This window comes from Aminobacter sp. P4_D5, from assembly GCF_056401815.1.
Genome location: NZ_JBFUIP010001292.1, coordinates 1 through 537 on the forward strand (window position 1 = coordinate 1; position 537 = coordinate 537).

A 537-nucleotide genomic window follows, 5' to 3' on the forward strand; every position below is an offset into this window, starting at 1 on the left:
ATCTTAATGACCTCGGCGCCCAGGTCGCCCAGCATCTGCGTGCAGGTCGGGCCTGCCAGGACGCGGGTCAGGTCAAGGACGCGCAGGCCGCTGAGCGGGCCCGGAGACGGGGTGGACATAAGGACATTCCCTGAAGGCCAAACGACCTTCAGGGATTAGACTTGCCGTGTTGCCTGCGCAATCCGCGGCAAGCCTCAGACGCGCTCGAACTTCACCTTCGCGTTCTCGCCCGTATCCGGCGTCTTCCCGGCCACCAGCGCCTTCACATAGCCGTAGGCGAACAGCACCTTCGAGCCCGGGCTGTCCCAATACTCCGCACCGAGCATCTCGACCTCGATGAGCGCCAGGTTCTCGCTCTTATGGCCCTTGGGGAACCACAGCCGCGCGCCCTCGCTCCAGAGCTCTTTTTGCTTGGCCTGGTCCTGTAGGACCCGGGCGCGCCCGGTCACCGAGACGAATTCCTGGCCGGACGGATTGGCGCAGGCCAGCAGCACATCGTGGTCGCGGCCGATCTCAAGGGTCTTGGGGCTTTCCACA

The 537-nt window shown here is 64.8% G+C and carries 2 protein-coding genes; both read right to left on the reverse strand.

What is annotated here, in order from left to right:
- Positions 1 to 119, reverse strand: a 119-nt coding sequence (locus tag AC1DWF_RS38005) for a CoA transferase (protein WP_476843570.1), incomplete at its 3' end; no start/stop codon positions are given.
- Between the two features lie 75 nt (positions 120 to 194).
- The coding region (locus tag AC1DWF_RS38010) for a pyridoxamine 5'-phosphate oxidase family protein (protein ID WP_476843569.1) at positions 195 to 537 on the reverse strand (343 nt) is incomplete at its 5' end.